6 protein-coding genes are annotated in these 7,697 nt (G+C 29.5%); all 6 read right to left on the reverse strand.

The window, feature by feature from the left end:
• Nucleotides 1-122: 122 nt before the first annotated feature.
• The 6 genes from HMPREF2782_RS02790 to HMPREF2782_RS02815 all read right to left on the reverse strand — a co-directional run bounded on the left by HMPREF2782_RS02790 (nt 123) and on the right by HMPREF2782_RS02815 (nt 7,500).
• Nucleotides 123-1,868: an ABC transporter ATP-binding protein gene (locus tag HMPREF2782_RS02790; RefSeq protein ID WP_006701969.1), complete on the reverse strand. Its 1,746-nt coding sequence runs from the start codon at nt 1,866-1,868 to the stop codon at nt 123-125.
• A complete protein-coding gene (locus HMPREF2782_RS02795) occupies nt 1,869-3,581 on the reverse strand; it encodes an ABC transporter ATP-binding protein (protein ID WP_048942973.1) in 1,713 nt (570 codons plus the stop codon).
• Between the two features lie 15 nt (nt 3,582-3,596).
• Nucleotides 3,597-5,105, reverse strand: a complete 1,509-nt coding sequence (locus HMPREF2782_RS02800) for an ABC transporter ATP-binding protein (RefSeq protein WP_070640714.1) — start codon at nt 5,103-5,105, stop codon at nt 3,597-3,599.
• Complete coding sequence (locus HMPREF2782_RS02805) at nt 5,093-5,767, reverse strand: energy-coupling factor transporter transmembrane component T family protein (protein ID WP_000687642.1); 675 nt, start codon at nt 5,765-5,767, stop codon at nt 5,093-5,095. Before HMPREF2782_RS02805 ends, HMPREF2782_RS02800 begins: the two co-directional genes overlap by 13 nt.
• A gap of 17 nt (nt 5,768-5,784) precedes the next feature.
• Nucleotides 5,785-6,387 carry an MptD family putative ECF transporter S component gene (locus HMPREF2782_RS02810; RefSeq protein WP_019132966.1) on the reverse strand — a complete coding sequence of 201 codons (603 nt, stop codon included), beginning with the start codon at nt 6,385-6,387 and terminating at the stop codon, nt 5,785-5,787.
• Between the two features lie 141 nt (nt 6,388-6,528).
• Nucleotides 6,529-7,500 (reverse strand): helix-turn-helix domain-containing protein, encoded by a 972-nt coding sequence (locus tag HMPREF2782_RS02815; RefSeq protein WP_070640717.1) that lies wholly within the window; start codon nt 7,498-7,500, stop codon nt 6,529-6,531.
• Between the last annotated feature and the right edge of the window lie 197 nt (nt 7,501-7,697).

Genomic DNA, 7,697 nt, shown 5'->3' on the forward strand with positions numbered 1-7,697 from the left:
AGACCTATTACTATCATTCCTATTACAGCAGGAATAGATAATTGAAAAAGCAAATCTATAGGTCTTTTTGTTAATAATTGTTCTTTCATATCTTGTTTCATAAAATCATCCTCTATTAAATTTTATTCAATTTTCCAACCAGTAGCTTTTTCTCTTTTCTCAATAAAGCTCTTGTATATGTGTGATTTTTCCATAAGCTCTTTATGTTTACCAATACTTTCAATATTTCCTTTATCCATAACAACAATTTGATCAGCATTTTTAATAGTTTCAAGTTTATGTGCAATCACAATTACAGTTTTATCTTTTAACAAATTGTTTAAAGCAGTTATAAGTTGTTGTTCATTTTCTGGATCTACACTTGAAGTAGCTTCGTCAAGAATAACAATTCTGCTTGGTTTTAGCATAGCTCTTGCTATAGATATTCTCTGACGCTCTCCTCCAGATAAATTTGATCCACCCTCTTGTAAAACTGTGTCATAACCATCTGACAACTTCATAATAAATTCATGACACTGTGCTTGCTTAGCAACATTAATAACTTCCTCATCACTAGCTTCTGGATTTCCGAACTTAATGTTGTTTTTTATAGTGTCATCAAATAAATAGACGTCTTGAAAAACAAAAGTGAAATTAGATAACAGATTGTCATACCTAAAATCTTTTATGTTATTATCATCAATCAATATTTCTCCAGAATCTACATCCCAAAATCTAGCTATCAAATTACAAAGTGTTGTTTTTCCACTTCCAGAACCACCTACAATTGCTGTAGTCTTACCTTTTGGAATATCTAAATTTAAACGGTTAAATAAGTTCTGTTCGTCATATGAGAAGTCAACGTCCTTTAGATTTATATCTCCTTTTTCAAAGCTTGTTCTTGTGCCTTCTGAAATTGTTGGTAAATTCCTAAGTTTAGCAATTGAATCCAAGTTTTGTATAGCTATTCCTCTAACGTTTTGCATACTTCCAGCCATTTCAAAACCAGAAAAAACAATAAAACTAGACACTACAAGCATTACAGCTTTATAGTGATCAATTTCTCCTATACAAAATCTATAAATAGCTGAAAATATAATAAGACAAATCCCTAATTTAAATATAATTAGAAATATCAAAGCAGCAGGTGCTACAGTTTTTTCAACATTTATAAAGCCTCTTCTATTTTTATAAATCTCTCTGTCCAATTCTTTAGTCATTTCACCACTTTTTCCAAACGACTTAATGACGCTAATACCTTTAACATACTCTAAAGTAGATGCGTTTAGATTTATTTTTAACGCTTGTAATTTTTTAGTCAACTCATCTGATTTCTTTTGAAAGATAACATTGCATAACATTCCTAAGAATAAAGTTCCTAAAATTATAGAACCTGTAACTATATCAAACGGAATCATAAATATCGCCATTATTATAGTTTGAATTACTCCCACAAATAAAGTTTCTATTATATTAACTCCTACGGTTTCAAGTTCACCTATAACTGTGGTTAATCCGCCTGAAATGTTTCCAAGGCGATTACTGCTAAAATATCCCATATTCACTTTTTTTAGCTGATCACCTATATATAGCCTATTTTCTGCTCCCATATTGTAAGTTGCGATGTATTTATTTCTATCAGCCATATAACTAGATAATATTTTCCCTACTACACTTAGTAGAGCTATTGCAAATACGACATAGATGTCTTCTTGTGTAATATTTCTTCCTTCAAATATATTTTGAAATATTTTAAGTAAAAGCAACATTGTAGCTCCAAGGGATATTCCTTCAAATATACTTTTTAATACTTCAAAGAAAAACATCTTGCTAATTTTGGAAGATTCTTTTCCAGCGACCCAATATAACTTGTGAATTAATTCTTTCATTTACTCACCCCTATCGTTTGATAAACTTATGTGTGATTTCCACATTTTTGCATATGTTTCACTTTTTCCAAGAAGTTCTTTATGAGTTCCTTCTGCTTCAATTTCCCCATTGTTTAATACTATGATCTTATCGGCTCCTATTATTGTAGAAAGCCTATGAGCAATCATAATAACCGTTTTATTTTCAACTAATGCATCTATAGATTTTTGAATTTCAGCTTCATTATCTGGATCAGAATATGCTGTAGCTTCGTCTAATAAAACTATTGGGCTATCTTTAAGCAAAGCTCTTGCTATTGTAAGTCTTTGTCTCTCTCCTCCAGACAAATTGCTTCCAGATTCTCCAATTATGGTTTCATATCCATTAGGAAGACTCATAATAAAGTCATGACAAGAAGCTTTTTTACAAGCGTCTTTTATCTCTTCAATACTAGCATTTTGATTTGCCATTCTCATATTATCTATAATACTTTTTCTAAATAGATAATTTTCTTGTGATACATAGGTTACAAGTTCCATGTTCTTTTCAAGAGAAACATCTTTAAGATTTACATTTCCTACGGATATTTTCCCTTTATTAATGTTCCAATATCCCGCAATTAGCTTAGCAATAGTGGATTTTCCACCGCCAGAATAACCAACAATAGCTGTAAGTTTATTTTCTTTTGCACTAAAGGATAAGTTATCAAAAACTTTTTTCTTATCATTATAGGCAAAACATACATTTTCAAAATTAATATCGTATGATCTTATTTTTCCCTCTCCATTACCTCGTTCTAACTCTGGTAACTCCATAACATTTTTTATTTCATCAATTACAACTCTCACATTCGCCATAGTATCCATATGACTCATAGCTTTAATCAAAGGTTTGTAGCAGGCATAAGATAATAAAACACACATTATTAGATTGCCTACTTCAATACTTCCATTCATATACAAGTATAAAGAAGTTGGTAAAACAAATAATAAAGTTGATGGTAAAACTTCCATTGCTGCTGTCATATAGAAACAAACACTTAAATACCAATTTAGCATACTGTCTCTATTACTATTTACAGCATCTACAAATTTTCCATATGATGATGCAGATTTATTGAATGCCTTTATAACTTGAATACCTCTAATATATTCAACAGCTGTTGTATTCATGTTTTTTGCGGCTTCTTGATAATTTCGTGATTTTTCTTCATATCCACCCATCATTAGAATTGAAAATAACACCCCTAGTGGTAATGTAATAAGATTTGCAATTCCAATCCTCCAATCCATTATAAAAATAATAACTACTAAAGCGATTGGAATGATAAGATTAGCTATTACTTCAGGAATAACATGAGCTATCGGTTGCTCAATTTTATTCAAAGTTTCTACCATAAACTGAGTCCATTCTCCACTAGATCGTTTTTCAATCTCTCCCATTGATAATCTATTAATTTTTCTTACAAGTTTCTTCCTCTCATCCTCTATTATGCGAAATGCTAAATTGTGAGAAATTAAAGTTGAAATCTCATGGAAAATAACACTTCCTATTAACCCACCTAAAATAAGCAAAATTGGTCTTATATAGAATTCTAAATCTGTATTACTAATTGCTATATTTTGAGTAATCTTAGCTAAAGCAAAATATGGTACAACACTACAAAAAACACCAATTACTGCAATAATAACTGATGATAAAATTTGTCCTATATGCTTTTTTAAAACTTCCATTACGCACCTCCTAAATTATTTAGCCTCCATAGCTCTTAACAGCTGTCCTATATTATCAATATAAAAATCTTCTGTTATTATCCCATTCTCTAGTTTTACAAGTCTATCACACGTCTTTGCTATAAATTCAATATCATGAGAAATTATCAAAAATTTTGTTCCTTTTTTTTGTTCCTCTTTGATTAATCTCCCCACCTTATCCATACTCCTGAAATCAAGCCCTGATGTCGGCTCATCCAATATAATAAAAGGTGTTTCTCTCAACATAGCTACGCATAGAACCAATCTCTGTTTTTGACCACCTGATAAAGTTGCTGGATGCTTATCTCTTATATCAAATAATCCAACTTTTTTTAAAAGTTCCTCTGCTTTCGTGATATAATCTTCTCTATTTTTTAACCCAGTTAATAATTCATCCATCAAATCTTCCCCAAATAATTGAGAGTCTAAATCTTGAGGAATATACCACACTTTGCTTAACCTCATCTTTTTATTAGCTTTGAGTCCATTTATCTTTATTTCTCCATCAGTCTGATTTTGAATCCCAGAATAAATTTTACCGAGTGTACTTTTACCTGTTCCATTTATTCCTACTAAAGCAATAGTCTCATTGCTATCAAATTTAAGTGACACATCTTTTAGTACGAAATTATTTTTATATTTTTTACTAATATTTTTCACCTCAAAATCAAAAGAATTGTCACTAATAATTTCTTTTTCTTTAATTTTGTGGTCATCTACAACAATATCATCAAGATTTATTGAGCGTAAGCCCAATGCATTTAAGTCTTTTGAACTAATTTTATCAAATTCTTCTGCTTTATAACTATTTGTTAAAGATCCATTTTGTATCAATAAATACCTATCAGCTATTCCTTTTAAATAAAATAACCTATGCTCAACAATTACTATAGTTTTCCCTTCGTTTTTTAAGTCCATTATAAGTTTTGAAAATTTATATATTGATTTCAAATCAAGATTTGCAGATGGTTCATCAAATACATATATAGATGGTTCGATAGCTCTCGCTGAACAAATTGCTACTTTTTGCCTAATTCCATAGGATAAATTGTATATCCTATTATTTAACAATTTATCAATATTCATTTTCTCACTTGATTCATTCACTCTTCTTATTATTTCATCACGCTTATATCCCAAATTTTCCGGTCCAAATGCAATTTCTCCATTAACTTCATTGGCAAAAAATTGGCTTCTAGGATCTTGAAATACATTACCGACTAACTTTGCTATCTCCCATGATTTTAAATTTTTGATAGATTTGCTATCAATATATACTTCTCCATCTAAATTTCCTTCGTAAAAATTTGGAATTAATCCATTTATAGCCCTTGTCAAAGTAGACTTGCCACATCCCGACTCCCCTATAATTACACAACATTCACCATCTTTAATGTCTAAATTTATATCTTTCAACTGTTCATCTTTATTGCTATTATATGAAAAAGATAATTTCCTAATTTCCAGTTTATTATTCAATGATGCACCTCTCATATAAGACATAATATAAATAAAACAAAGCTTGCAGTTATTATAATTATGTCTAATTTACACAACTTGTTACTATAATATGAATCCCTTTTTATTGGGTTTTCAATTCCTCTAACAATCGCTGCTGCTGATAATTCATCCCCTACTTTTATAGAACGAAAAATTAAAGGAACTATAGCATATTCAAGAGTCCTCAAAGGATTTGATAAAATATGAAAAAAGTTACCTGTAAATCCCCTTACTTTCATAGCTTCTTTTATCGTTCTAAATTCCCCAGCAATTGTTGGTACAAATCGAATAATTACCGTTAATATAAGTACAAAATTTCGTGGCAACATTAATTTGTGAAATATTGAAATTAATTTTCCTGATGGTATCTTAAAAGTTAAAAATCCTGCCATGATTGGAACTATGAATTTATACAACATTCCCAAAAGCATTGGAGAAATTATAACTACACCACTAGGTATCATTTTTAATAACCAAAATGTAGTAAAACTATATATCATAAAATAAATAATGCTCTGCTTGATAAAACCAAAATATGCTAAAAGCATACAAAGCCATCCTACAAACAGAGCATGCATATAGTAACTTTTTGTAAATATTGACACCATACAGGAAATTATAGTTAAAAAAAGACAAGTTATTCCACTTATTTTTTCTATTTTCATTTCCCATATATCTCCATTTACTCTAAAATACCCGCCTTTTTAAAGTGTTTTTTAAGAATTTTTTGTGCAAACAAAACACCTAAAGCAGATAATATAACGGTTATTGTTACACCTAATAATAGTAGTTTTGGTGAAGATACCAAATTATATTGCAATGTTAAGGTCTTATCTGCAAACCCACTCTCTAAAGCTTGCTTTTGATAAGATTCCCAAGCTATCCAACATGGAACTCCTATTCCCATGAACATACCAGCACCATAAACACTCCAGCCAATCATATTTCTTATTGGATTTATATAAGTGTCTTTGCCTATCATTACTATTTCACACAAAATAGCAAGTCCAATAAAATATGGAAGCATAAACACATAACCCATAGCTGCTGTGATAAGACCATAAATTAATATCCATATAAATAATAGCCCATGTTTATTAAGTCTGTTAGCTGCTACCAAGTAGAAAATAGCTCCTATAAACATTTCGATTCCAGCAGTACCATAAATATACACAACTGGAACAGCAACCATACTCATTCCAACAACAATAGAAATTGCATAAAACAAGGCAATCATAATAGCTACTGTTACTACATCTTTTGTAGTCATTTTTTTATTGTTCATAAAACACCTCCGTCAATTAATAAAATGTACATAGAATGTGTATAGAGAATATTTACAAAAAAATATCCATCTCAACTTTATTATAAAGTAAGATGGATATTTTCTTTATAACCTGACAGCTCTTTATTTGCTCTAAAAAGGTCAGATGGATTTTTTTCTATATTCTTGAGGAGTTTGCCCAAAATGTTTTTTGAATGACTCAGAAAATTTACTAGGATTCAAATATCCTGACAAATCAGAAATCTCTCCTATTGACATTAAGGGTTTATGAATTAATAATTTAGCAGCGGCTTCTAAACAATTTTCCCTAATAAAATTACCTATTGAGCTTCCAGTTATGTATATGAAACATCTCTTCAAACTGGATTCTGAAATAGCATATTTTTTTGATAAATCAGAAATAGAATATCTTTCAAAAGGATTATTTAGAATCGTCTTATATGATTCTACAGTTGCTTTATATACTGGTTCTGAAAAAGACATTAACTTAAAAGTATCTGAACTTTCAACTAAATTTAAAAATAATAACAACTCTATTGTTTTTATAATTGAATAAGAAAGTCTTATTCTAGAATCTACTCTATAAAGTTCACTAATAACATGGTCTATCTCATGACGTGAATGAATAATTAAAGCTGCACCATTTTTACACAAACGATCTTTTATTTCTAACAAATCAATTTTTGCATACGGAAAGTATTTATCAATAGAATTTTGTGCCTTTTCAATATCAATAAATATTGAAAGTCCCACATATTTTTTTGTTGGTATGCACGAATCTTCAAAAGGAACTTTACCTATCTCAATTACACTTAGATCGCCTTTACCTATCAGAGCACGTTCATTATTTTCAAGTTTAAACTCATAACATCCCTCTAAACAATGATCTATTTCTAAAACCCCTCTTTTAGGATTTATTTTTTGATATGCTGTCTCCATATTTAGGTTATTATATGATAACTGAACGCCTTCAAATAAATTGTAGCAACGCATTTCGCCACAGCCAGTAGAATTTTCAATTGTATAAATTTTACATTCATCAGTAACCTTTTTTTCAGAAAACATATATCCTTCAAGAACATCTTCTATAATATCTGCATGATTTAATTCCAAAATTCTACCTCCTAATGCATCATAATAATTAATTAAATTATACCCAAAAATTAGATTTTATACTAAAAATACACTATAGCATATTAATCGTACATCTATATTTTAAGCTTTTCTATTAGATACAAACATTTCAATTTTATGGTATAATGGTAGTAATTAAATAATACGCTTAACGCTAATAACTTTAATAGACCAAC

Origin of the sequence: Anaerococcus sp. HMSC068A02 (assembly GCF_001811125.1) — a bacterium.
GTDB lineage: Bacteria > Bacillota > Clostridia > Tissierellales > Peptoniphilaceae > Anaerococcus > Anaerococcus vaginalis_C.

Excerpts from the sequence above, each read along its gene's own strand:
- HMPREF2782_RS02790 (WP_006701969.1), bottom strand. The coding sequence starts at position 1,868 with ATGAAAGAATTAATTCACAAGTTATATTGGGTCGCTGGAAAAGAATCT.
- HMPREF2782_RS02795 (WP_048942973.1), bottom strand. The coding sequence starts at position 3,581 with ATGGAAGTTTTAAAAAAGCATATAGGACAAATTTTATCATCAGTTATT.
- HMPREF2782_RS02800 (WP_070640714.1), bottom strand. The coding sequence starts at position 5,105 with ATGTCTTATATGAGAGGTGCATCATTGAATAATAAACTGGAAATTAGG.
- HMPREF2782_RS02805 (WP_000687642.1), bottom strand. The coding sequence starts at position 5,767 with ATGAAAATAGAAAAAATAAGTGGAATAACTTGTCTTTTTTTAACTATA.
- HMPREF2782_RS02810 (WP_019132966.1), bottom strand. The coding sequence starts at position 6,387 with ATGAACAATAAAAAAATGACTACAAAAGATGTAGTAACAGTAGCTATT.